23 protein-coding genes and 1 pseudogene are annotated in these 23,976 nt (G+C 59.7%); 13 read left to right on the top strand and 11 right to left on the bottom strand.

Annotation, left to right across the window (positions count from 1 at the left end; translation table 11 throughout):
* Positions 1–190: 190 nt before the first annotated feature.
* The gene (locus INT39_RS13660; RefSeq protein ID WP_193074540.1) at positions 191–574 is read left to right on the top strand and encodes a DUF6746 family protein; all 384 of its coding nucleotides are present in this window, start codon (positions 191–193) and stop codon (positions 572–574) included.
* Between the two features lie 89 nt (positions 575–663).
* Here INT39_RS13660 and INT39_RS13655 read toward each other — a convergent pair whose 3' ends face one another.
* Entirely contained in the window at positions 664–2,253 is a 1,590-nt protein-coding gene (locus INT39_RS13655; RefSeq protein WP_193074539.1) for an ABC-F family ATPase, read from the bottom strand.
* Between the two features lie 232 nt (positions 2,254–2,485).
* On the opposite strand from INT39_RS13655, the gene mqo reads away from it, so the two are divergent.
* Positions 2,486–4,087 carry a malate dehydrogenase (quinone) gene (gene mqo / locus INT39_RS13650; protein WP_193074538.1) on the top strand — a complete coding sequence of 534 codons (1,602 nt, stop codon included), beginning with the start codon at positions 2,486–2,488 and terminating at the stop codon, positions 4,085–4,087.
* 242 nt (positions 4,088–4,329) lie between these two features.
* Here mqo and INT39_RS13645 read toward each other — a convergent pair whose 3' ends face one another.
* Positions 4,330–5,229, bottom strand: a complete 900-nt coding sequence (locus INT39_RS13645) for a LysR family transcriptional regulator (protein WP_193074537.1) — start codon at positions 5,227–5,229, stop codon at positions 4,330–4,332.
* Between the two features lie 116 nt (positions 5,230–5,345).
* Here INT39_RS13645 and INT39_RS13640 point away from each other — a divergent pair, with 116 nt between their 5' ends.
* The 5 genes and pseudogenes from INT39_RS13640 to INT39_RS13625 all read left to right on the top strand — a co-directional run bounded on the left by INT39_RS13640 (position 5,346) and on the right by INT39_RS13625 (position 7,833).
* On the top strand, positions 5,346–6,161 hold the full coding sequence (locus tag INT39_RS13640) for a DODA-type extradiol aromatic ring-opening family dioxygenase (protein WP_193074536.1): 816 nt from the start codon (positions 5,346–5,348) through the stop codon (positions 6,159–6,161).
* 27 nt (positions 6,162–6,188) lie between these two features.
* A complete protein-coding gene (locus tag INT39_RS13635; protein WP_193074535.1) occupies positions 6,189–6,983 on the top strand; it encodes an SDR family NAD(P)-dependent oxidoreductase in 795 nt (264 codons plus the stop codon).
* A 5-nt stretch (positions 6,984–6,988) separates the two neighbouring features.
* Positions 6,989–7,129: pseudogene (locus INT39_RS22840) on the top strand (DUF2218 domain-containing protein); the annotation flags it as partial.
* 46 nt (positions 7,130–7,175) lie between these two features.
* On the top strand, positions 7,176–7,271 hold the full coding sequence (locus INT39_RS22565; protein WP_226944807.1) for a DUF2218 domain-containing protein: 96 nt from the start codon (positions 7,176–7,178) through the stop codon (positions 7,269–7,271).
* A 40-nt stretch (positions 7,272–7,311) separates the two neighbouring features.
* Positions 7,312–7,833, top strand: a complete 522-nt coding sequence (locus INT39_RS13625; protein WP_193074533.1) for a cytochrome b — start codon at positions 7,312–7,314, stop codon at positions 7,831–7,833.
* A gap of 66 nt (positions 7,834–7,899) precedes the next feature.
* Here INT39_RS13625 and INT39_RS13620 read toward each other — a convergent pair whose 3' ends face one another.
* Entirely contained in the window at positions 7,900–9,225 is a 1,326-nt protein-coding gene (locus INT39_RS13620; RefSeq protein WP_193074531.1) for a hemolysin family protein, read from the bottom strand.
* Between the two features lie 164 nt (positions 9,226–9,389).
* Here INT39_RS13620 and INT39_RS13615 point away from each other — a divergent pair, with 164 nt between their 5' ends.
* The 3 genes from INT39_RS13615 to INT39_RS13605 all read left to right on the top strand — a co-directional run bounded on the left by INT39_RS13615 (position 9,390) and on the right by INT39_RS13605 (position 11,446).
* Complete coding sequence (locus INT39_RS13615) at positions 9,390–10,316, top strand: DUF808 domain-containing protein (protein WP_193074529.1); 927 nt, start codon at positions 9,390–9,392, stop codon at positions 10,314–10,316.
* Between the two features lie 91 nt (positions 10,317–10,407).
* Positions 10,408–10,929: a superoxide dismutase family protein gene (sodC, locus tag INT39_RS13610; protein ID WP_193074526.1), complete on the top strand. Its 522-nt coding sequence runs from the start codon at positions 10,408–10,410 to the stop codon at positions 10,927–10,929.
* A gap of 28 nt (positions 10,930–10,957) precedes the next feature.
* Positions 10,958–11,446 carry a GFA family protein gene (locus tag INT39_RS13605; protein ID WP_193074524.1) on the top strand — a complete coding sequence of 163 codons (489 nt, stop codon included), beginning with the start codon at positions 10,958–10,960 and terminating at the stop codon, positions 11,444–11,446.
* 49 nt (positions 11,447–11,495) lie between these two features.
* Here the strand turns inward: INT39_RS13605 and INT39_RS13600 are convergent, their stop codons facing one another.
* The 7 genes from INT39_RS13600 to hexR form a co-directional block, all read right to left on the bottom strand.
* Positions 11,496–13,535: a nitric oxide reductase activation protein NorD gene (locus INT39_RS13600; protein ID WP_193074522.1), complete on the bottom strand. Its 2,040-nt coding sequence runs from the start codon at positions 13,533–13,535 to the stop codon at positions 11,496–11,498.
* Between the two features lie 17 nt (positions 13,536–13,552).
* A complete protein-coding gene (locus INT39_RS13595; protein ID WP_193074521.1) occupies positions 13,553–14,401 on the bottom strand; it encodes a CbbQ/NirQ/NorQ/GpvN family protein in 849 nt (282 codons plus the stop codon).
* Positions 14,373–15,743, bottom strand: a complete 1,371-nt coding sequence (locus tag INT39_RS13590; protein ID WP_193074520.1) for a cbb3-type cytochrome c oxidase subunit I — start codon at positions 15,741–15,743, stop codon at positions 14,373–14,375. The genes INT39_RS13595 and INT39_RS13590 overlap by 29 nt, the downstream gene beginning before the upstream one ends.
* A gap of 58 nt (positions 15,744–15,801) precedes the next feature.
* On the bottom strand, positions 15,802–16,662 hold the full coding sequence (locus tag INT39_RS13585) for a c-type cytochrome (protein WP_193074519.1): 861 nt from the start codon (positions 16,660–16,662) through the stop codon (positions 15,802–15,804).
* Between the two features lie 12 nt (positions 16,663–16,674).
* The gene (locus tag INT39_RS22685; RefSeq protein ID WP_264299106.1) at positions 16,675–16,800 is read right to left on the bottom strand and encodes a hypothetical protein; all 126 of its coding nucleotides are present in this window, start codon (positions 16,798–16,800) and stop codon (positions 16,675–16,677) included.
* 112 nt (positions 16,801–16,912) lie between these two features.
* Positions 16,913–17,191 (bottom strand): peptidylprolyl isomerase, encoded by a 279-nt coding sequence (locus INT39_RS13580; RefSeq protein WP_193074518.1) that lies wholly within the window; start codon positions 17,189–17,191, stop codon positions 16,913–16,915.
* A gap of 96 nt (positions 17,192–17,287) precedes the next feature.
* The gene (hexR, locus tag INT39_RS13575) at positions 17,288–18,163 is read right to left on the bottom strand and encodes a transcriptional regulator HexR (protein WP_193074517.1); all 876 of its coding nucleotides are present in this window, start codon (positions 18,161–18,163) and stop codon (positions 17,288–17,290) included.
* 93 nt (positions 18,164–18,256) lie between these two features.
* On the opposite strand from hexR, the gene zwf reads away from it, so the two are divergent.
* Positions 18,257–19,723: a glucose-6-phosphate dehydrogenase gene (gene zwf / locus INT39_RS13570; protein WP_319021363.1), complete on the top strand. Its 1,467-nt coding sequence runs from the start codon at positions 18,257–18,259 to the stop codon at positions 19,721–19,723.
* 118 nt (positions 19,724–19,841) lie between these two features.
* Positions 19,842–22,022 (top strand): DNA helicase II, encoded by a 2,181-nt coding sequence (uvrD, locus tag INT39_RS13565; protein WP_193074516.1) that lies wholly within the window; start codon positions 19,842–19,844, stop codon positions 22,020–22,022.
* Here uvrD and INT39_RS13560 read toward each other — a convergent pair whose 3' ends face one another.
* Entirely contained in the window at positions 22,023–22,817 is a 795-nt protein-coding gene (locus tag INT39_RS13560) for an AraC family transcriptional regulator (protein ID WP_193074514.1), read from the bottom strand. It abuts the gene before it with no gap.
* A 93-nt stretch (positions 22,818–22,910) separates the two neighbouring features.
* Between INT39_RS13560 and INT39_RS13555 the strand changes: the two genes are divergently transcribed.
* Positions 22,911–23,903 carry a bile acid:sodium symporter family protein gene (locus INT39_RS13555; protein WP_193074665.1) on the top strand — a complete coding sequence of 331 codons (993 nt, stop codon included), beginning with the start codon at positions 22,911–22,913 and terminating at the stop codon, positions 23,901–23,903.
* Positions 23,904–23,976: the final 73 nt, after the last annotated feature.

The raw sequence follows: 23,976 nt of genomic DNA, 5'->3' as shown, positions 1-23,976 counted from the left end.
CGGGATGACCGATTGATGACGGTTTAGCTGCAGTTTCGGGTAAGCCGTCGGACGGTATGAGTCCGACGGCAGTAGTCTTCTACTGCGGGCTCTGCCACAGGGATGGAATGTATTATCAATTGCGACTGATTATCATCAGGAGTATTGTCTTGCTGAACCGCCCATGTCGGGCTTTCCAGGAGGACCTATCATGCAGACTTCATTTCGCCTGTTCGCTGGTATCATCGCCCTCAGTCTCAGCGCCACCAGCTGGGCGGGCAACGAGCCCGAACGCCCTGCCCACTTCAAGGGCGAGCCCGCTGACACCCTGCAGCAAGCGGTAACCAACCTCAGCGAGTACAACACCAAGTTGGATGAGCTGCTGGCCAAGGATGAGCTGACGCCCATGGACATGCATGAGGTGCATCAGCTGACCTATACCCTGGAAAATGCATTGCAGAAGATACAAGCCGATCTGGCCGATACCGCCGAGGTACTCGAAGAGGTGCATATCGCGTCGGAAACGGGCAAGCCTGGGGTAGTGACGGAAAAGGGTCAGGCTTATCTGCAGACCACCCGTATTCTGGTTAAATAGCTGGGATTCACGCTGCTCCCGGTCCAAAGCGATACATCGCTGTGCACCAGCTGGTCTGGGCAGACAAGCTGGTATTCGATCGAATCAGCTCAGACCAGCACACCCTGGCTGCGCAGATAATCGTCATAGGTGCCGGAAAAGTCCTTGATGCCGGACTCGGACAACTCGATGATCCGCGTGGCCAGGGAGCTGACGAACTCGCGGTCATGGCTGACGAAGATCAGCGTGCCGGGGTAGTTGTCCAGCGCCAGGTTCAGGGCTTCGATGGACTCCATATCCAGGTGGTTGGTCGGCTCATCCATGATCATCACGTTGGCTTTTTGCAGGATCAGCTTGCCGAACAGCATACGGCCCTGCTCACCACCGGAAATCACCTTCACCGACTTGAGAATATCGTCATTGGAAAACAGCATGCGGCCGAGAGTGCCACGTACCAGCTGTTCACCACCCTGGGTCCACTGGGACATCCATTCGAACAGGGTGTAGTCGAACTCGAAATCGTCGGCATGATCCTGGGCGAAGTAACCGACATCGGCGCTTTCGGCCCACCGTACAGCGCCGCCCAATGGCTGCATATCACCGACCATGGTCCGCAACAGGGTGGTCTTGCCGATGCCGTTGGGACCGATGATGGCCACGCGCTCACCGGCTTCGATCTGCAGACTGAGGTTCTTGAACAGCACTTCACCGTCGTACCCCTGACTGAGGTTTTCCAGCGTCAACGCCTGGCGATGCAGTTTCTTGTGCTGATCGAAGCGAATGAACGGGCTGATCCGGCTGGACGGCTTGACCTCGTCCAGCTGGATCTTGTCGATCTGTTTGGCCCGGCTGGTAGCCTGTTTGGCTTTGGACGCGTTAGCTGAGAAGCGGCTGACGAAGGTCTGCAATTCGGCTATCTGAGCTTTCTTCTTGGCGTTGTCCGACAACAGGCGTTCACGGCTCTGGGTCGCCTCCGTCATGTATTCGTCGTAGTTGCCCGGGAACAGGCGCAGCTCGCAGTAATCCAGATCCGCCATATGCGTGCACACGCTGTTGAGGAAGTGTCGGTCGTGGGAAATGATGATCATGGTGCTGTTGCGGACCTTGAGAATATCTTCCAGCCAGCGGATGGTGTTGATATCCAGGTGGTTGGTAGGTTCGTCGAGCAGCAACACATCCGGATCGGAAAACAGGGCCTGGGCCAGCAACACGCGCAGCTTCCAGCCGGGAGCGACTTCGCTCATCGGGCCGAAATGCTGGTCCAGGGAAATACCCAGACCCAACAGCAGTTCGCCGGCACGGGATTCGGCGGTGTAACCGTCCATCTCGGCAAACTCGGTTTCCAGCTCGGCCACCGCCATGCCGTCTTCTTCGCTCATTTCCGCCAGCGAGTAGATACGGTCGCGCTCGGCCTTGACCTTCCACAACTCCTCATGGCCCATGATCACCGTATCGATCACGCTGAACTCTTCATAGGCAAACTGATCCTGACGCAGCTTACCCAAGCGCACATTCTGCTCCAGCATCACCTGGCCGCCGGAGGGCTCCAGCTCACCGCCGAGGATCTTCATGAAAGTCGACTTGCCACTGCCATTGGCGCCGATCAGGCCGTAGCGGTTGCCGTTGTTGAATTTGACAGACACATTTTCAAAAAGCGGCTTGGCGCCGAACTGCATGGTGATGTTAGCGGTGGAGATCAAGGAAGTATCCTGGGGGAAGAAAAAGTGTGGAGTTCCGCACCTGAAGAGCGGCGGCGCATTGTACTGGCTATGGTGAGTGAGTAACAGCGGTGGGCGAGGGGCGCGGATGGATGGTGCGATGCCAGTCTGAACCAGACTCCAGAAGAAAGTGACCGACCATCCTGTGCAAGCCTATAATGAACGGGAATATCTTCCCATAAATGACCAGGTCGACAGAGAGCGCCCGGAGAACATGAAAAAACTTATCAAAACCTTGCTTGCTATCAGTGTGTCACTGGCCGTGGTACTTGCCCTCTTTCTCTATTGGCCGTTGTACCAGCGCGCTGCACCACCGGCGGAGAACGAAGAGCCGGTGGACGTGGTGCTGATCGGTGGTGGCATCATGAGTGTGACCCTGGCGACCTATCTGCAGGAACTTGTGCCGGAATGGAATGTGCACCTGTTCGAGCGCATGGACGACGTGGCGCTGGAAAGCTCCAACGGCTGGAACAATGCCGGCACCGGCCACGCCGGTTTTGCCGAACTGAACTACACCCCCGAGCTGGAAGACGGCAGCATTGAAACCCGCCGGGCGGTTAACACAGCCGAGCAGTTCGAAATATCACGCCAGTTCTGGGCCCACCAGGTCGAGCAGGGACGCCTGTCCACGCCTTCCGACTTCATCAACTCGACCCCGCACATGAGTTTCGTCTGGGGTGAAGACAACATCGAATTTCTGCGTAAGCGCCATGCGGCGATGATCAAGAATCCGTTGTTCTACGGTATGGAATATTCCGAAGACCCCGAGCAGATCAGCCAATGGGCGCCGCTGCTGATGGAAGGTCGCGACCCTGCCCAGAAAGTAGCTGCGACCTACATGCCGCTGGGTACCGACGTCAATTTCGGGGTGATCACCAGCCAGCTGACCGAGTCGCTGCAGCGTAACCCCAATTTCCAGCTGGAATTGAATCATGAAGTGCGCGGTCTGGATCAGAATGATGACAAGACCTGGAACGTCACCGTGCATGACCTCAAGACAGACACGGAGCGCACCATCAAGTCGCGCTTCGTGTTTATCGGTGCCGGTGGAGCGGCATTGGAACTGCTGCAATTGTCCGGTATTCCCGAGTCGCGCAACTATGGAGGTTTTCCGGTGGGTGGCCAGTTCCTGGCCTTTGAGTCACCCGAAATCAGCGCCCGTCATGACGTGAAAGCCTACGGCAAGGCTGAAGCCGGTTCGCCGCCGATGTCGGTACCGCACCTGGACGCGCGCAAGCTGGATGGCAAGCCGGTGGTGCTGTTCGGGCCATTTGCGCTGCAGAGCACCAAATTTCTCAAGGACGGCTCCTGGTTCGACTTGTTTTCCTCGGTCAACCACAACAACTTCGCTGGCATGCTGAGTGTCGGCAGTCAGAATCTTGATCTGGTCAAATACCTGGCGCAGCAGGCCAGTCTGAGTGATGAAGATCGTCATGCCGAACTGCTCAAGTACTTCCCCGAGGCCAACCCCGAGGACTGGAAGCTGGTTACCGCCGGGCAGCGTGTGCAGATAATCAAGCTTGACCCGCAGAAAGGTGCGACCTTGCAGTTCGGCACCGAGGTGGTCAGTGACGTCGATGGCACCATCGCAGCCCTGCTGGGCGCCTCGCCAGGCGCATCCACCTCGCCGCCCATCATGCTGAACGTGCTGGCCAAGGTCTTCCCGGAGCAGATGGCCGCGGGCTGGAAAGACCGCCTGGACGACATCATTCCCTCCTACGGGCGCACCCTCAACGACAGCCCCGCGCTGACCAATGAGATCCGCCGTCACACCAGCCAGGCTCTGCAACTGCCTCACGTGGATGTGCCGGAGTAATCTGGGAGCGCCCCTGTGTCGGTGAAGACCACTGCGGCGGAAGAGGGCGACAATAGGGAATTTCAGGCGCTGTAGCATCAGCAGATTGCCTGTCTCCGGAATCAGGTTAGACCAATCGGTGTAACCTGATTTCGGAGGGCCTGACACTCCGAAGAACTGCTTGGAATCTTCTGCTCTTGTACCGGGACAGGTCATCAGGCGTGTCTCCGCTGGAACACTCCCCAGCAGTTATCTGATACCGATCAAGGCGGCGTATGGGAAAACGCCTCCGCCAGGTAGTCGATCATCACCCGCACCTTGGCCGGCGGTCGGCGATCCGGTGGGTAGAGAACGTGAATCCCACCGAGTTCGATCACCGGCTTGTCTAGTTCGAGCGCCACCAGCTCCCCTCGGGCCAGCGCTTCGCCAACAATGAAATGCGGCTGATAGATGATCCCCTGGCCGGCCACGGCGGCGGCCAATAGTGCATCACCATTATTGGCCAGCAAGTCTCCATTGATCGGCACGCGGAACTCGCCCTGATTGCCGAACGCCCAGTGCTGGCTGTCCTGCATGGCTGACAATGTATAACTCAGGCAGTTGTGCTGAGCCAGATCGCCAATCTGACGTGGCACGCCGCGTTGATCCAGATAATCCGGGGAGGCGCACACCAGCATGCAACTGTCACCCAGCCGCCGCGTTTGCAGCGGGCTGTCCGCCAGACGTCCGATGCGGATGGCCAGATCCCAGCTGCCGGCAATCAGGTCGAGCTGGGCATCGCTCAACCCCAACTCGATCTTCACTTCCGGATGCCGTTGACTGAACGCCGAAATAAGCGGTGCGATAAATCGAGTCCCGAAAGACAGCGGCACATTCATCCGCAACAGGCCGGTCGCCTTGACACGCTGTGAAGTGGCCGCGGCTTCGGCTTCATCAATCTCCGGCAGAATGCGCTGACAGGCCTCCATATAGTTGCTGCCCGCCTCGGTCAGGCTCAGGCGCCTTGTCGTGCGGTGAAACAGCTTCACGCCCAACCGGGCCTCCAGCGCATTCACATGCTTGGTCGCCATCGCCGGTGACATGCCCAGGTGACGGGCCGCGGCGGACAGGCTGCCGGCGCTGGCCGCGCGAACAAACACCCGCATACTGGTTACCCGATCCATTCCTAATTCAGCCTCTATTTCATACTGATGGTATTAAGTCTTGGTGCATATCAGTTGGTTCTCATCCTAACAGGGGGGATCCATACTGTAACCCATGCAATAAGCGAGGTATTTCCATGCACAACGACAAAGCTGAACGCCAACCGGTGTTATTCATCCCTCACGGTGGTGGACCCTGTTTCTTCATGGACTGGAATCCGGCCGATACCTGGCTGGGCATGGGCCATTTTCTCAAAGGTCTGGCGGCCACTCTGCCCCAGCAACCCAGAGCCATCGTACTGGTCTCGGCTCACTGGCTGCAGCCGCAGTTCAGCACCACCGGGCATGTACGGCCGGAGCTGATCTACGATTATTACGGCTTCCCGCCGCACACCTATGAGTTGACCTACCCGGCCCCCGGCCAGCCGCCACTGGCGCAGCAGCTGGTCGAACTGTTGAACACCGATGGATTGCCTGCGCAGGTGGACGCCAGCCGTGGCTTCGACCATGGCATGTTCATCCCGTTGAAAATGATGTTTCCGGGGGCGGATATCCCGGTGATCCAATTGTCATTGCGCGAGGATCTGGATCCACAGGCACATATCGAGGCAGGCCGAGCGCTGGCGGAATTGCGCGACGACAACGTGCTGATCGTCGGCAGTGGCATGAGTTTTCACAACATGCGCGCCTATGGCGATGCCCGCTTCTCGGCAGTATCCGATGAGTTCGATGAATGGCTCACCGCTGCGGTGGAAAGCCCCACGGAGCAGCGCGAGCAACTGCTGAGTAACTGGCAGAGAGCGCCGCAAGCCCGTCAATGCCATCCGCCGCGGGGTGAAGAGCATCTGATCCCACTGATGGTCGCCGCCGGCGCCGGGCATGCATCGCCCGGACAGAAAATCTATTCGGAACGGGTCATGCAGACCACCATCTCAGCATTTCGCTTCGGCTGATAGCCGGAGTCACAGGAGACACAACGTATGATTATTGATCTTTCAGGCAAGACCGCCATCGTCACCGGCTCCACTGGGGGGATCGGGCTGGCCATTGCCAGCGGACTGGCCAATGCCGGTGCTGAAGTCATCATTACCGGACGTGATCAGGCCAGAGTGGACGCAGCACTGGCACAGATACGTGAAACCGTAATCCAGGGCGAAGTGCGCGGCGTGGTCTGTGATGCCGGTACCGCAGAAGGTTGTGCCGCCTTGATTGCCGCGCAACCCCAGGCAGATATTCTGATCAACAACCTCGGCATCTACGGTGCTCGGGAATTCTTCGACATAGAAGATGCTCTGTGGGAAGAGTTCTTCCAGGTCAACATCATGAGCGGCGTGCGACTGGCCCGGCATTATGCCAAGGGTATGCGCGAGCGCGGCTGGGGCCGGATCCAGTTCATCTCCAGTGAGTCGGCGCTGAATATCCCTGCTGAGATGGTGCACTACGGTGTCAGCAAGACCGCATTGCAGGGTTTGTCCCGCGGTCTGGCCAAGGTGCTGGCGGGCACGGGGGTTACCGTGAATACCATTCTTCCCGGACCGACTCGTACCGAAGGGGCCATTGGCATGATGGCCGACCTGGCTGCTGAGCGTGGTGTGTCGGTTTCGGAAATGGAAGCGCTGTTCCTCAAGGAGAACCGCCCCTCGACGCTGCTGCAGCGTTTTGCCAGCCCTGAAGAAGTCGCCAACCTCTGTGTTTACGCTGCATCGCCGCAAGCCAGCGCCACCACAGGTGCAGCATTGCGCGTGGAAGGCGGCATTGTCGAGAGCATAGCCTGATAAACATGCAAAATCCGCAGGCGTCGAGCGCTGCTATCCAGACTCAACAACCCGAACGCCTCATGATGCGTTTATGCGAACACTGGGGGCACAAGTTTCCGGTGCAGCAGGAGGAACAGCAGGCCAGTATCGAGCTGCCCGTGGGTATATGCCGCATGCTTTGTACGGATATACTGCAGGTGGAATTGCACAGTGATGAAGAACAGATGCCGAGGCTACCAGCAGGTAGTAGCGGATCACCTGCAGCGCATGGCCAGCTCGGAAGAGTTGGTCATTGATTGGCAATAAACGTGAACGAAACTGACGGATGGGGAGAAAGGAGCAAGACATGAATGATTCCAAAGAACGCTATGGCGGTATTACCCGGTTTCTTCATTGGGGCATGGGGCTGCTGATTGTCTGGCAGTTTATGAAGTTCTTTGACCGCATCAACGATGGTGAACACTGGGTAGGCGAGAACCTCGCATCCTGGCATATCTCCATCGGCTCGGTGATCCTGGTGTTGATTGTGCTGCGCATCATCTGGGCAGCCAAGCAGAAGAACAATCGTCCGGAGCAGGAGCCGGCTACCGCATTTCTGGTCAAGGCCGGTCACGGTCTGCTCTACCTCGGCATGGTGCTACTGCCGATCACCGGTCTGATGATCATGATCGGGAAGGGCTATGGCTGGGATCCGTTTGGTGTCGAACTGGTTGCCGGCGGCGGCCCCGAGATCGGCTGGATGGCCACTCTGGGTAGCGTGCATTCGCTGATTGCCTGGTCGCTGCTGGTTCTGGTGGTAGGCCATGCGGGGATTGCCCTGCTGCACCATTTCGTGAAAAAGGACGGTGTGCTGCGGCGTATGCTGTAACACTCGACCCGCATCTCGACACTGCGCCCCTTGATGGGGCGCAGTGCATTCAGCAATACCTATATTTCATTGCTGTGCAGCAGGTATGTTGGGCTCGGCGGTGTTGTTCGGACTGCGGGTGGCCAGCACCTGATCGATACGGTAGCTGTCGACGTCCACTACTTCGAAGGTATATTCGCCCCAGACCACCCGGTCGGTGCGTCGCGGCACCCGGCGCAGCATGGCCATCATGAAGCCGGCCAGGGTTTCGTAGCCATCTTCCTGGGGAATATCCTCGATCTCCAGCGCGCGGCGCACATCCTGAATGGGTGTGATGCCATCGATCAGCCAGGAGTTATCATCCCGGCGCACGATCTGCTCCTCGTACCACGGCGGCACCAGGTCGCCCATCACGATGCTCATCACATCGTTCACCGTGATAAGTCCCACCACCAGACTGTATTCGTTGACGATCAGCGCGAAATCTTCGCCGACCTGACGAAATTGCTTGAGCAGTTCCGCCAGGGTCAGCCGGTCCGGCACCACCAACGGCTTGTGCAGCAATGTCGGGTCGCTGAGGGAAATGGGCTCGTTATGCAGTACGCGCTTGAACAGGTCTTTCATCGATACGTAGCCGATGATGTGATCTATATCGCCCTCACATACCGGATAGGCCGAGTGAGGTGTGTCGTTAATTCGCGAACGGATCAGGGCATCTGAGTCATCCACGAGAAAAAATACAATCTCGTCGCGGGTACTCATGGCGCTGGGCAGCGTGCGGGTATCCAGCTCGAAGATGTTCTCGATTGCCTGCTGCTCGCCAGGCGCCAGCAATCCAGAGCGTGCACCGGCCTCGGTCATTGCCAGGATGTCTTCGGGAGTGATGTTGTCGTCACGCCGGGCCGGTAGGTGCAACAGATCGATCAGATAGCTGACCAATCGCGAGTAGAACCACACCAGCGGTCGCAACAGGATATTCAGTACGCGCATGGGGCCGATGGAGAATATTGCCAGCGGCTCCGGCATCGCCATGGCCACCTGCTTGGGAATCAGGTCGGTGACAACGATGAACAGCGACGTCAGCACTAGAAACGACAGGGTAAAGCCCAGCGTCGTGGCCAACGGCGGTTCCACAACCAGCACCAACAGCTGAGTGAAAAGTGCGGTCAGAAACTCTTCGCCGACGATGCCGCCGAGAATGGCCAGGGCATTGATGGATATCTGTACCACCGTCAGGTAGTTGCCCGGGTTCTGTTGCACGGCGATTACACGCAAGGCACGTGTATTGCCGTTATCGGCCAGCTTGCGCAATTTGAGAGGGCGTGAGGCGGCCAGTGAGATTTCGGCAATGGCCAGGAAAGCACCGCCGAGAATGATGGCTGCGAGTAGCAGCAGGCTTTGACTGAAGCTCATAAAATGGTCTTGGGATAAGGATAACGCTGGCAGATTATCATGTTGCGGCGTCGGACAGCGGGTTGATGCTTCAAGCGGTACCTGCAATAGGTAACTGGCTCAATGGAACGGGAGGGTCAATACTCTGTCGGACTTCCTGTTCATCACCGCATGAGGTGTCACCTTTGGCTTCCAGTCTGCTCTTACTGCTTGATGATATTGCCACGCTGCTCGATGATGTTTCTCTCATGAGCAAGGTCGCAGCCAAGAAGACTGCGGGTGTGCTCGGGGATGATCTGGCGCTTAACGCGCAACAGGTCAGCGGCGTCAAGGCAGACCGGGAGCTGCCGGTGGTCTGGGCAGTGGCCAAGGGCTCATTTCGCAACAAGTTCATTCTGGTGCCGGGGGCATTGCTGATCAGCGCCTTCATTCCCTGGTTGATCACTCCGCTGCTGATGCTGGGCGGTGCCTTTCTCTGTTATGAAGGGTTCGAGAAGCTGGCCCACAAATTCTTCCATGACGACAGCGAGAAGCAGGCCCAGATGCGCGAAGCGCTGAGCGACCCATCCCGGGATATGGTCGCCTTTGAAAAGGACAAGATCAGCGGCGCGGTGCGCACTGACTTCATTCTCTCCGCCGAGATCATCGCTATTACCCTGGGCACCGTCGCTGCGGCGACCTTTATGACGCAGGTTCTGGTTTTGGCGACCATCGCGCTGGCAGTAACCGTGGGTGTCTATGGCCTGGTCGCTGGGATCGTCAAGCTCGACGATCTGGGTCTGGCGCTGACGGAGCGAAACAGCCCGCTGGCGCAAAAGATCGGGCATGGCATCCTGTGGCTGGCGCCCTGGTTGATGAAAACCCTGTCGGTTGTCGGCACAGCTGCCATGTTCATGGTAGGTGGCGGCATCCTCACCCATGGTTTCCAGGCCATCGGCCACTGGATCGAGAACACCGCAGAGCATACGGTGGATTTGCCGTGGATTGGTTCGGTGCTGGGTGGGCTTCTGCCAACTCTGATGTCAGCGGGAGTGGGGCTTCTGGCAGGAGGGGTCATTTTCGCGGTCATCACCCTTGGCGGGAAAATATTCAAGCGGGGAGCCGCGCACTGAGCGGCTTATGCTCAGGTTGGTTGACGAAATCCTGAACGACCTTGCCGCTGCTGTGTCCCATGCACAGGACCGTACACCCCAGGAGACAAGTATGAAATCGCAGAAATGGTTGATAGTCGCCGCCGCGCTGATGGCTGGCACCGTTCATGCTGCTTCGCAGGAAGTGACCATCAACAAGGTGGACACTGACGGCAAGCAGGAATCCATCGGCACCATCGAGATCAGTGAAACCGAGCACGGCCTGTTGTTCACTCCGAAATTGAAGTCGCTGGAGGCTGGCATACATGGCTTCCACGTCCATGAAAACGGTAGTTGCGAGGCGGCGGAGAAGGACGGCAAGCCGACTGCGGCTCAGGCGGCTGGTGGTCACTTCGACCCGAAAGGCACGGGTGAGCATCAGGGACCCTACGCCGAGGGTCATCTTGGTGATCTGCCAGCGCTCTACGTGAACAGCGATGGCAGCGCGGACTACCCAGTGCTGGCGCCGCGGATCAAGAAACTGGATGAGATCGAAGGCCGCGCTCTGATGATTCATGCGGGTGGCGATAACCATGCCGACTCGCCTGAGCCCTTGGGTGGTGGTGGAGCGCGGATGGCCTGCGGTGTGATCTGATCGTCGCCTGACGACGGGAGGAAGAACCATGCACCTGGAAGGTTCCTGTCATTGCGGCGCTGTCCGCTTCAGTCTGGATAGCGCCCAGCCCTTTCCGTATCAGCGTTGCTACTGTTCGATCTGTCGCAAGACCCAGGGGGGTGGAGGCTATGCCATCAACCTGGGCGGCGACGCCCGCAGTCTGCAGGTCAGCGGGGGTGAATCGATTTCGATCTACCATGCGCGGATCGAACAACCCGACGGCAGCGTCCAGACCAGCAGCGGCGAACGGCACTTCTGTCGAGAGTGCGGCAGCGGGTTATGGCTATTCAGCCCGGAATGGCCGGAGCTGATCCATCCTTTTGCCTCGGCTATTGATACCGAGTTGCCGGGACCGCCGGAGCACACCCACATGATGTTGGGGTCGAAGGCCGGCTGGGTGGAGGTGGCTGCGGCACCGGCGGATCAGCAGTTTGATGGTTATCCACAGGAGTCGCTGGCGGAGTGGCATGAGCGGCTGGGTCTGTCTGGGGCCTGAGGGCTTGCCAGCTTCTGAAGGCCTGGCGTGTCGTTTCTCAGATCCCCGCTCAGTGCACTACCAAGCGTTTCATCCAATCCAGCAGCACGGTTGGTAGCAGTTCCGGGCGCGGCAGCAGGGCGTAGTGTTGGGCGCCGAAGATACGCGGCAGGTAGGTTGGGGCCTGGCGGTCGATGGTCAGGCAGAAGGTGGAAATGCCTTGCAGAGTGGCTTCGGTAACAGCCTGGCGCATGTCTTCGACGCCGTATTGCCCTTCATAGATATCCTTGTCGTTGGGCTTGCCGTCGGACAGCACCAGCAGCAGCCGGTGGCTGGCGGGTTGTTGCAGCAAGTCGCGGCTGGCGTGGCGGATGGCAGTGCCGGCGCGGGTGTAGTGTTCCGGCTCCAGCGAACTGATGCGCAGGGCTACGTCATTGCTGAAGTTTTCCTCGAATGATTTTATCTGGCGGACGATGACCGCATCCGGCCCCTCCCCGGAAAACGCCTGGATCGACCAGGGCTCGCCCATCCCGTCCAGCGCAATACTCACCAGCAGCAAGGCTTCGCGCTCCACATCAATGATCCGCCTGTTGGTCGATACCCAGCTGTCGGTGGAGCCGCTGATATCGATCAGCAGAGTGATGGCCAAATTACGCTCGGCAGTGCGACGGGTCTGGTACAGCGCGTCGGACAGGCTGCCACCGGCGCGAAAGTCGGCATAGCTGTCGATATAGGCTGCGAGGTCGATGTCATCCCCATCCAGCTGCTTGCGTCGGGTTACCCGCTGCGCACTGAGCATCTCGAAGCGCCGGCGGATCTGGTTCCGCAAGCTGCGGTGCTGGTCCAGCGTTTCGTCCACCCATTGCTGTGAGCCGGCCAGATTGGGCAGCACATGCAGGGTGGTACCGGGCTGGCGGTAGGCCTGGATTCGGTAGTCCCATTCCGGATAACGCAGGCCGTTCTGTTCACGAATAGCTGTTTTCAGCTGCATGGCGGTATTGGTGTCCGGTGGGTCATCGGAGATCAATACTTCCCTGGAGTGCCCCGGCGTCGATACCAGCCGGGCTTCGGACAGCTCGGACAGCATGTCGCCGTATTCATCGGCGCTGATATCTTCATCCCGGTCTACGGGGCGGTTGAGGCCGAAGGGGTCTTCGGCCTGTTGATGGGGTTCATCGGCCTGAACCATGAGGATACCGTCACCGGCGTCATCGTCTTCATCTTCCTTGGCCTCGCGCACCTCGGGCCGGCGCAGCAGATGAGAACTGCGTGCCGGTTCGGCGGCGGGTTGCGGTTCGCTCGAGGTGCCGCTGGCGGACAGCTCGCCGCTGTTGTTGGTCGAGGGTGGGCGCAGGTCGCCGGTCCACCAGTCCTTGAGCAGTGGCGCGGTGCTGTTGGCCTTGTCGTGAATATCGAGTCCAAGGCGGACGATCAGTTGGAGGGCCAGCTGCACCGATTGCTGTGGCGATGGGCTGAACGGCATACCCTCTGCAGCCAGGCCGACGGGCGTTTGCAATAATTGCTGCAGCAGTGCCTCGAGCGGTTGGCGGGCATGGGAAAAAGCTGTCACTGGCGGGCGCTTCCGCAGCGCATGCTGGCGCAGACGGGTGATATCGACGGCCATGCCGGGCAGCCGTTTCAGCAGCTCGGCGTCTGCGGCCCAGGCCTCCAGCAACAGATAGGCATCGGCCTGCAGCGGCGTCCAGGCGGGGTCGAGCAGCTCGGCACTGCCGCGTTGAGCGCGCGTTGCCTGCTGTAGCGCCATCACCCGGTACAGCGCGTTGCCCTGCTCCATATCCTCGATACCGGAGTCGGTCGGCAGCCATAACCGCTGGCCGTTGGTGGCCGGCACCGGCTGGGTCAACCAGGGAAACTGGACGCGGCGGAACAGGCGTGACAGCAGGGTCGGATGCGATGGTAATTGGGCGATGCGGATCGGATGACTGTTACCGGTCAGCGCGGTGATCAGCAGGTCGAGACGTGGGGCGATATCGACCAGCATGGCGGTTGGCGGCGCTTCCGGTGGTGGGCGATAACGCCGCCACATCTTCTGTGCAAAGATGGTGGCGTGGCGCGCGGCGTCGCTGATCAGGTCTTCCGGTTCAGCCATGACTGCTCACCGACCGATCAGACAAAGGTGGCGTCGACCAGATCGCGCAGTGCGCCGACCATCGAGGACTCGTCGGACAGAGGGGAGACGATAGCCGCATAGCAGGCATCGCGCACGGGAATACCGGAGACGATCAGCCCCGCAGCGGCAATCAGCAGGCGGGTGCTGGGTACTTCGGCCAGCCCTCGGTCGCGCAATTGCCGGATACGCCCGGCCAGGGCCACCAAGCCGTTCGCCGTGCCTGCATCGATACCGGCTTCATGCTGCACGATACGTGCTTCCAGCTCCGCAGATGGAAAGTCCAGATCCATGGCGACGAAGCGTTGCCGGGTGCTGGGCTTGAGATCCTTGAGCATGCGCTGGTAGCCGGGGTTGTAGGACACCACCAACTGGAATCCCGGTGCGGCCTGCAGGGTTTCGCCGGTCTTGTCGATCGGCAGAATGCGTCGGTGGTCGGTCAGCGCGTGCAATACCACCACGGTGTCCTGACGGGCTTCCACCACTTCGTCCAGATAGCAGATGGCACCCTCGCGTACGGCCCGGGTCAAGGGACCATCCTGCCAGACGGTGCCGTTGTGCTGGATAAGGAAACGGCCGATCAGATCACTGGCCGCCAGATCGTCATGACAGGGAATGGTGATCAGTGGCCGGCCCAGTTTCCAGGCCATGTGCTCAATGAAACGTGTCTTGCCGCAGCCAGTCGGTCCTTTGATCATCACCGCCAGATTGCGAGCATGGCACTGTTCGAACAGTGCCACCTCGTTGCCGGTGGGGTGATACCAGGGAGCTTCTCCGGCTTCAGGGGTCAGGTTTGACACCGGTTCTTGTGCCCCCACGTCAGACCACACGCCCGACGGCGATGTCATTATCGGCTACCCCCGGCTCACTGACCTCGAAGCGAGGCCGGTAACGGAAGAAGTCATAGATGAACAGGCCGACACCGAGGGCGAAGATGCTGCCGCAGATGATCAGCATGACGAAGTGGATCTGGATCTTCAGCTGCGCATCCAGGTAGCCCATGCCCATGATCCGCTCCAGATAGACCTGGCCGATACCGGCGGTGGCGAAGGACAGCGTCATGCCGAACATGCCGCCCAACTGCAGCCAGAACGCCCAGTAACCGATACTGCTGCCCTTTTCCGGACGACCGTGGGTCAGCGAAGGCAGTGCATAGCTGATCATGGCCAGGGTAATCATCGCATAGGCGCCGTAGAACGCGGCGTGGCCGTGCATCGCAGTGATCAGGGTGCCGTGGGTCCATTTGTTGACGCTTGGCCAGGTATGCGCCAGCCCCAGCAGACCGGCACCAAACAGGGTGAAAATGGTGCTGCCCAGGGTCCAGTGCAGCGCCAGGACGTTGGGGTGCGACATGCCCGAGCGGCGCATCGCTCCATAGGCATACATCGCCATGCCGACAATCGCCAGCGGCTCCAGCGCACTGAAGAAACCGCCGATCGGCAACCAGTAATAAGGCACGCCGACCCAATAGTAATGGTGTGCGGTGCCGATGATGCCGGCCAGAAACACCAGCCCGACTATCACGTACAACCATTTCTCCATGACTTCGCGGTCGGCCCCGGACAGGCGGATCAGCAGATAGGCAAGGAAGGCGCCCATGATCATCATCCATACGCCCTCCACCCACAGATGAATGGTCCACCAGCGGTAGAAGATCGATACGGTATAGTTCTCGTAATACAGCAAGGCAGGGACAAACAACACTGCCGAGCTGACCACGCCCAGCATCAACACCCCTTCAGTGGTGGTGAAACGTCCGGACTTCTTGATCGTCATGCCAATGTTGTAAATGAAGATCGCAAAACACAGGACCATGACGAGCTTGTGTGGCAGCGGCTGTTCCAGCAGCTTGTTGCCGGTGCCATAGCGGAACAGATAACCGATGATCGCCGCGACACCCATCCCGGTCCAGAGAATCAGCTGGATATAGGCCAGCTTGGTGCTGTGCAGCTCGGTACGCGATTCATCGGGGACGAGCCAGTAGGTCGCTCCCATGAAACCGGTCAACACCCAGACGATCAGCAGGTTGGTATGGATCACCTTGGTGACGTCGAAGGGCAGGATGTACAGCAGTGGGTCGGGACCCAGATACTTGGTGGCCGACAGTAGACCGAACACCAGTTGCAGACCGAACAGCACCATGGCCACGGCAAAGTACCAGTAGGCGACTGATTGTGACTTGTAGCGCATTGTTATTCTCCGTCAAATCCATATTGCCGCGCCCGGTTCGGCGCGGCAGTCGCAGGTATCACTTGAGCGTGGCCAGGAAGGCAACCAGTTGCTCGATTTCTTCCTCGGACAGACTCTCACTATAGGTAGTTGGCATGAAGGACATGCCATTGGCCGAGTACATGCCGCCGGTATTCAAGTGGGCACTGGGATTAAGGATGGACTCCCGCAGATAACCTTCGATATCAGTAGCCTGGCCACTGTAATCAGATTCGCCTACGAGCAGCTCTGCGCGGCTAGCCACGCCGGCGAGACTCGGGCCGGCACCGTCAGCACCGGGGGCCAGCGAGTGGCAGGCCACACAGGCGGGGATGGCAGTACGGAACACATTTTCACCCAAGGCGCGGATATCGTTGTCAGGGCTTACCGGGCGCACACCCACCGAGGTCGATCCACTCTGTACTGTCGCAGCGTCCCCCGCACCTCCGGAGCCTGCCACGGCAGTGAAGCCGCCGGTGACCAGAATCGGCCGTGGCGGCCAGTCCTGGTTGTCGACGTTGGCGACCCACTCGAGGAACCGGATCAGACTGGTGATTTCTTCTTCACTCAGATTCTGCTGCGGCATCAGACGGCGATGTCGCTGTTCATCGTAAAACGCGGCAGGATCGCGCATGTAGGCCTGCAGGTAAGCCTCACCGCGGTGTTGGGTGATCTTGGTCAGATCTGGTGCGTAATAAGCCCCTTCACCGAACAGGGTATGGCAGTTGATGCAGTTGTATTTGTGCCATACATCCTTGCCGTGGGTGACCTGGGGCGTGATGTTTTCGGCGTTGGTCAGCTTGGGAAACTGGCGATGAGTGTCCAGGGTCATCCCGAGAAACAACACGGCGGCAACAATGGTCGAGCCCCATGCAAAGATTCTGGCTTGCCTGTTAGTCATGGTCACGCCTCATCAGACATTGATACCGGTCCAGTGCAGGACGGTCATGGTGAATGCGTACAGGGAGGCAACCACCATCAGCGCGAGTACTACAAAACTCACGATCCGTACCGGTTTGTATAGATTCTTGAGTTGCATACAGCGTCCCCCTGAATGCGTGCCATGCTGGGTTTTTATTGGAAGTCCCCACAGGGTAGCCGGTTATTCGCACTTTAGTAAGCGGGGGAGAGCAAGATGGCAGGCGAAGCGCTCAATCGCGATAGAAAACCTGCACCAGGTGCCAGCCGAACTGGGTTTTCACTGGCCCATGCACGACCTTCAACGGCTTCTTGAAGATGATCTGGTCAACTGCCCGGACCATCTGACCGGGGCGTACTTCGCCGAGGTCGCCGCCGCGTTTCTTCGATGGGCAGGTGGAGTGTTTTTTTGCCAGCATATCGAAGGCTTCGCCTGCGGCAATGCGCTGCTTCAGTTGAGCAGCTTCGGCTTCGGTCTTGACCAGAATGTGGCGGGCCATGGCAAGGGGCATGTGGAGTTCCTGATAGGAAAGACAAGGCAGGCCATTATGCCTCACTCGGGCCCGAGGCGGGTCGGCGTCACAGACAGGGTGCAGCCGGTGATCGGCTCAATCCTGCGTATCTGTATTCCGTTGATTGCTCTTGTTGGACAGCCGCAATCCGCGCAGGCTCCGCTTCACGCTCTTCAGGTGATTGACCAGCTCTGGACCGCGGCGCATGGCCATGCCCATGGCCAGGACATCAATCACCACCAGATGGGCGATGCGCGACGACAGAGGCGTGTAGATGTCGGTGTCTTCAGTGACATCAATGGGAATGTGGATCTGACCCAGTTCGGCCAGTGGCGTGTTGCTCGGGCACAGACAGATCAGCGTGGCGCCGGTTTCCACTACCAGTGCGGCGGAGTGCAGCAGATCCTTGGTACGCCCGGTCTGGGAAATGGCCACGGCCACATCGTACGGGCCGAGGGTCACCGCAGACATGGCCTGCATGTGCGGATCGGAATAGGCCGCAGTGGACACCTGCAGGCGGAAGAACTTGTGCTGCGCATCACTGGCCACTGCGCCGGAAGCACCGAAGCCATAGAACTCGACCCGACGGGCTTCGGCCATAGCCAGAATGGCCTGCTCCATGGCATCGGCATCCAGGCGCTCGCGTACATCCATCAGGGTGGCCAGGGTGGTATCGAAGATCTTGTGCGACAGTTCGTCGACGCTGTCATTTTCACTGATCGAGAACTGTCCGAAGCTGGCACCCGCCGCTAGGCTCTGTGCCAGCTTGAGTTTCAGATCCTGGAATCCACCGCAGCCGATGGCCCGGCAGAAGCGCACGATGGTGGGCTCGCTGACGCCGACCTCACGAGCCAGATCGGCCATGGAAGAGTGCATCACCTGAGCGGCGTTGGTGAGAACATGGTCGGCAACCTTCAGCTCCGACTTGCGGAGAATCTGGCGGTTGGCGGCAATATGCTGGAGCAAGTTCACGTGGGCTTCATGCTAATCTGCGGTATCGGGGAGATGAATTCGTGTAGTTATACTACAAAAACCTCCCGGCCGCTTTTCCGAGGAGAATAATGAGTGTCAGCACGATACGGTAAAGCCTGCGATATCGTGGTATTCGGCGGTACTGGGGATCTGGCCATGCGCAAGCTGCTCCCGGCCCTGTTTTACCTGCACCGTGATCGCCATCTGCACCCCGACACCCGGATTCTGTCGCTCGCCCGGGCCCGACATGATGGCGACAGTTATCGCAAACTGGTGCATCGACATGTCAGTCAGCATGTGGCCAAGGCCGACTTTGACGAGCAGACCTGGTCCGGTTTTGCCGACCGTCTCGACTACATGACGTTGAATGTCAGCCAGCGTGTGGAATTTGCCCGCCTGGCCCGGCATCTGGGTGATCGGCCCGGCCGGGTGCGGGTATTCTACCTGGCTACGTTGCCCGACCTGTTTGCCCCCACGGCGCTGCATCTGGAGTCGGCCGGACTGGTGAATGACGAAGCCCGTATCGTGCTGGAAAAGCCCCTGGGCGACAGCCTGAAAACCGCCAACGACATCAATGACCGGATCGGCCGGGTATTCGACGAGTCCCGGGTATTCCGCATCGATCATTTTCTCGGCAAGGAGGCGGTGCAGAACCTGTTGGCGTTGCGTTTCGGCAATGCACTGTTCGAGCCGCTGTGGCGCAACGGGCATATTGACCACGTGCAGATCAGCGTGCTGGAAACGGTCGGGGTGGAGAACCGAGGCGCCTATTATGATCACGCCGGCGCCATGCGCGACATGCTGCAGAATCATCTTCTGCAGCTGCTGTGCCTGGTGGCGATGGAGGCGCCGGTGCACTTCGAGCCGGAAGCCGTGCGTAACGAAAAACTCAAGATTCTCGAAGCGCTACGGCCGATCACTGGCATGGACGTGCAGGACCAAACCGTGCGCGGGCAATATTCCAAGGGCAAGCGAGCCGGGGAGGCGCTGCCGGCCTATTACTTCGAGAAGAGTGTCGACCACGACAGCAATACCGAAACCTTTGTCGCACTCAAGGCTGAAATCGACAACTGGCGCTGGGCCGGGGTGCCTTTCTATCTGCGTACCGGCAAATCCCTGGCCCAGCGCAAGTCGGAAATCATCGTCCAGTTCAAATCCGTCCCGCATCGTCTGTTCCCGGGTAATGACACGCCAGTTGGCAACCGCCTGGTGATTCGTCTGCAACCCGATGAAAGCATCAGCTTGTCATTGATGGCCAAATCGCCGGGGCGGGGTATGGCGCTGCAGGAGGTGGACCTGGATCTGCATTTTGACGAAGCCTTCAAGCGTCGCCGCTGGGACGCTTATGAGCGGTTACTGCTGGATGTGATTCAGGGCGACGCCACACTGTTCATGCGCCGCGATGAAATCGAAGCCGCATGGCGCTGGGTCGACCCGATCATCGGCGGTTGGCGCGAGGTCTACCGCTCCCCGAAACGCTACGCTGCTGGCGGTTGGGGGCCGGAAGCTGCAGACAGTCTGCTGGAGCGGAACGGGCATGTCTGGTTCGACGAACGCTAGAAGACTTCCGGGGCATTGCTGTACAGGCGGGACTGTCCCAGCTGATACAAATGGGACGATTGACTTATCGAGGTCACTCTTCCTTCCGGCCCGGGCGTGTGCACGGTAGAATGCCGCGATGGATATCTCTCATTTGCTCAACTCTCTCAACGACGCCCAGCGCCAGGCTGTCACTGCATCCACCGGTCAACAGCTGGTTCTGGCTGGTGCCGGCTCCGGCAAGACCCGGGTTCTGGTGCATCGCATTGCCTGGCTGGTGGAAGTGGAAAAAGCTTCTCCCTGGAGCATCCTGTCGGTCACCTTTACCAACAAAGCCGCCGCCGAAATGCGCCAGCGCATCGAGCAGTTGCTGGGTATTTCGCCGCAGGGCATGTGGGTCGGCACCTTCCACGGGCTGGCACACCGGTTGCTGCGTGCCCATTGGCGCGAGGCGGGACTGGCTGAGCAGTTCCAGATTCTCGACAGTGACGACCAGCTGCGGCTGGTCAAACGGGTGGTCCGCGAGCTGGGGCTGGACGAAAACCAGTGGGCGCCGCGTCAGGCGCAGTGGTGGATCAACGGTCAGAAGGACGAAGGGCTACGACCGCAGCACATCCAGGCTGCCGGTGATCTGTTTCTGACCACCATGGTGCGCATCTATACTGCCTACGAGCAGGCTTGCGCGCGTGCCGGCGTTGTCGACTTTGCCGAGTTGCTGTTGCGTTCGCTGGAGCTGTGGCGCGATAACCAGCCGCTGCGTGAGCAGTATCAGGCACGCTTCCGGCACATGCTGGTCGACGAGTTCCAGGATACCAACGCCGTACAATATGCCTGGCTGCGGCTGATTGCCGGTAACAGCCCAAGCCTGATGGTGGTGGGGGATGACGACCAGTCGATCTACGGCTGGCGCGGTGCGCGCATCGAGAATATCCAGCAATTCCAGACGGATTACCCGACCGCCGAGCTGATCCGCCTGGAGCAGAACTACCGTTCCACCGCGACCATCCTCAAGGCCGCCAACGCGTTGATCACCAATAACGCGGGGCGCATGGGCAAGGAACTGTGGACCGACGGTAACGATGGTGAGCCGATTTCGCTGTACGCAGGCTTCAATGAACAGGACGAGGCGCGGTTCATTGTCGATCGCATCAGCGAGGCGTTCAGCGGAGGCATGGCGCGCAGCGAGATCGCCATTCTGTACCGTTCCAACGCCCAGTCGCGGGTGCTGGAAGAGGCATTGTTGCGTGCAGCAATCCCCTACCGCATCTATGGCGGTCAGCGCTTCTTCGAGCGCGCCGAGATCAAGAACGCCATGGCTTACATGCGGTTGATTGCCAACCGCGGCGATGATGGCGCGCTGGAGCGCATCATCAACATCCCCACCCGGGGCATCGGCGACAAGACTCTGGAAGCTCTGCGCCAGCACGCCCGGCAGCAGGATGTATCGCTGTGGCAGGCCGGCTGCGACCTGCTCGACAACAAGGGCTTGCCGGGGCGCGCCGCCAACGCGGTGCAGACCTTCATGCAGCTGATCGAACAGCTGACCGAGCGCGTGGAAGGGGTGCCGCTGTACAGCATGGCGCAGCAGACCATCGAACATAGCGGCTTGTTGGCCTTTCACGAAAAGGAAAAGGGTGAGAAAGCCCAGGCCCGCGTAGAGAACCTGGAAGAACTGGTCTCCGCCGCCCGTGCCTTTGAAAACGACATGGCCGATGACGAAGAAGAGGGCGACACCTTGTTGGCCTTCCTTGCTCATGCCTCGCTGGAAGCTGGCGAAACCCAGGCCGACCGCTTCGAGGACAGCGTCCAGTTGATGACACTGCACAGCGCCAAGGGTCTGGAATTCCCGTTAGTTTTCCTGGCCGGCATGGAAGAAGGCCTGTTCCCGCACAAGATGAGCCTGGAAGAACCCGGTCGCCTTGAAGAAGAGCGCCGTCTGGCCTACGTCGGTATCACCCGCGCCATGCAGCAACTGGTTATCACCTGGGCGGAAACCCGTCGCCTGTACGGCAGCGAAACCTTCAACAAGGTCTCGCGCTTCGTCCGCGAAGTCCCTGCTGAATTCATCCGTGAAGTACGTCTGGGCAATCAGGTCAGCCGTCCCTTCGGCCCCGCCAAGGGGAAAGGCAGCATGTTTGCCCAGGAAGCCACGGACAGCACCGGTTTTGCGCTGGGCCAGCGGGTCATGCACTCATTGTTCGGTGAAGGCGTGGTGCTGAATTACGAAGGCCACGGCGCTCAGGCGCGGATTCAGGTGAACTTCGATGATGAAGGCAGCAAATGGCTGATGGTCGCCTATGCGAAGTTGGAGGCGATCTGATCATACCCGGGCCGCTAGCGCGCCGGGCGTCATACCCAGTTGCTGGCGGAATGCGGCGATGAAGGCTGAAGTGGAGTCGTAGCCGCAGGCCAGCGCCACATCGGTGACGCTGTGGCCTTGGTCCAGCAACGGCAGGGCATGCAGCAGGCGCAGGCGCTGGTACCAGGCACGAAAACCGATACCGGTCTCGCGCAGGAAGATCCGCGACAGGGTTTTTTCTGATATGCCCAGCTCTCGACTCCAATGCTGCAGACTGACGCTGCGTTCCGGGCTCTGATACAGCTGCTCGCAGGCGGTCTGCAATCGCGGGTCGCTTGGCCAGGGCAGGAACAGGCCGGTGCGCGGCGCTACCCGCAGCTGATCAAGCAGCACATCAACCAGCCGTGCGTCGGCCCCATCGAGCGCATATTCAGCCGGCACCTGGCCGAAGGCGCTGATCAGTTCGCGCAGCAGTGGGGTAATTTCCAGCACCATGCAGTGTTCTTCGACCCACTCCACCACGTGCGGCTCCATGTACAGGCTGCGCATTTCGGTGCGGGGTGAACTGAGAACGGCGTGGGGCAGGTCCGGCGGCACCAATATCGCCCGCTGTGGCGGCGCGAGAAAGCGCCCGGTCCGGGTATGCACCGAGAGCACCCCCTGGGTGGCATAGGACAGCTGGGCCCAGGGGTGGCTGTGCCAGTCCGTGGCTGCCGGCCGAGCCAACGACTCGACCCGCGCATACAGCGGGCGGGGCAGATTCGATAACTGTGGTATCGGACGATGTACGGGGCTGCTGTGTCCGTTTCTCGACATTGTGGGCCTTGATCGCGTTAGCCAGAAAGTCTGCCCGACAGTAGACTCATGCGTTCATCAACGCAAGCCGCCCATCGTCCGGAGATCGACACCATGGCCCGTCCCCGTTTCATGCCCGACAACTTCACCCTGTGTCTGGTCGCCGTGATGGTGGCGGCAAGTCTGTTGCCGGTACGCGATCAGGTGGCGGTGGTATTCGGCTGGGTCACCAACCTGGCGATCGCCCTGCTGTTCTTCATGCATGGTGCCAAACTATCCCGCGAGGCGATCTGGGCCGGGGCCACGCACTGGCGTCTGCATCTGGTGGTGTTTGGCTGTACCTTCTTGCTCTTTCCCTTGCTCGGGCTGGCTCTCAAGCCGGTACTGGCGCCGCTGATGGGCCATGAGCTCTATCTGGGCATGCTGTTTCTCTGCGCCTTGCCGGCCACGGTGCAGTCGGCTATCGCTTTCACCTCGCTGGCCCGCGGCAACGTTGCGGCGGCCGTCTGCAGCGCCGCGACCTCCAGCCTGTTGGGTATTTTTCTCACGCCGTTGCTGGTGATGCTGCTGATGGGGGCTGAGGCTGGCAGCGGGGATACGCTGGGCGCGATCGGGCAGATTACCCTGCAGTTGCTACTGCCCTTTGTCGCCGGGCAGTTTGCCCGCCGCTGGATCGGTCACTGGGTCGAGCAGAACAAGTTCTGGCTGAAGAACGTCGATCAGGGCTCGATCCTGCTGGTGGTCTACGGCGCCTTCAGTGCCGCGGTGGTGGAAGGGCTATGGCAGAATATTCCACTACTGCAGTTGGGCGGACTGGTGTTGGCCTGTTGCATCTTGCTGGCGCTGGTACTGGTCTTGGTCGAGCAACTGGCGCGGCGGACGGGCTTCAATACTGAAGACCGGATCACTATTCTGTTTGCCGGCTCGAAGAAAAGTCTGGCCACTGGCGTGCCCATGGCGCAGGTGCTGTTTGCCGGCGGCAGTATGGGGGCGATGATTCTGCCGCTGATGATCTTTCACCAGATTCAGCTGATGGTCTGCGCGGTGCTGGCCGAGCGGTATGCGCGCCGGCCGGAAGTAGCTGATCCTGCCGCGGAGAGTGCCTGATTACCGCGTCTCGCTACCGCTAACCGGGCGAAGCATTCATGCGTTTTGTTTTCGCACGTTGTCAGGCTATGGT

The sequence above is a fragment of the Pseudomonas sp. FME51 genome, from assembly GCF_014897305.1.
This window is presented reverse-complemented; position numbering and strand designations above follow the sequence as displayed.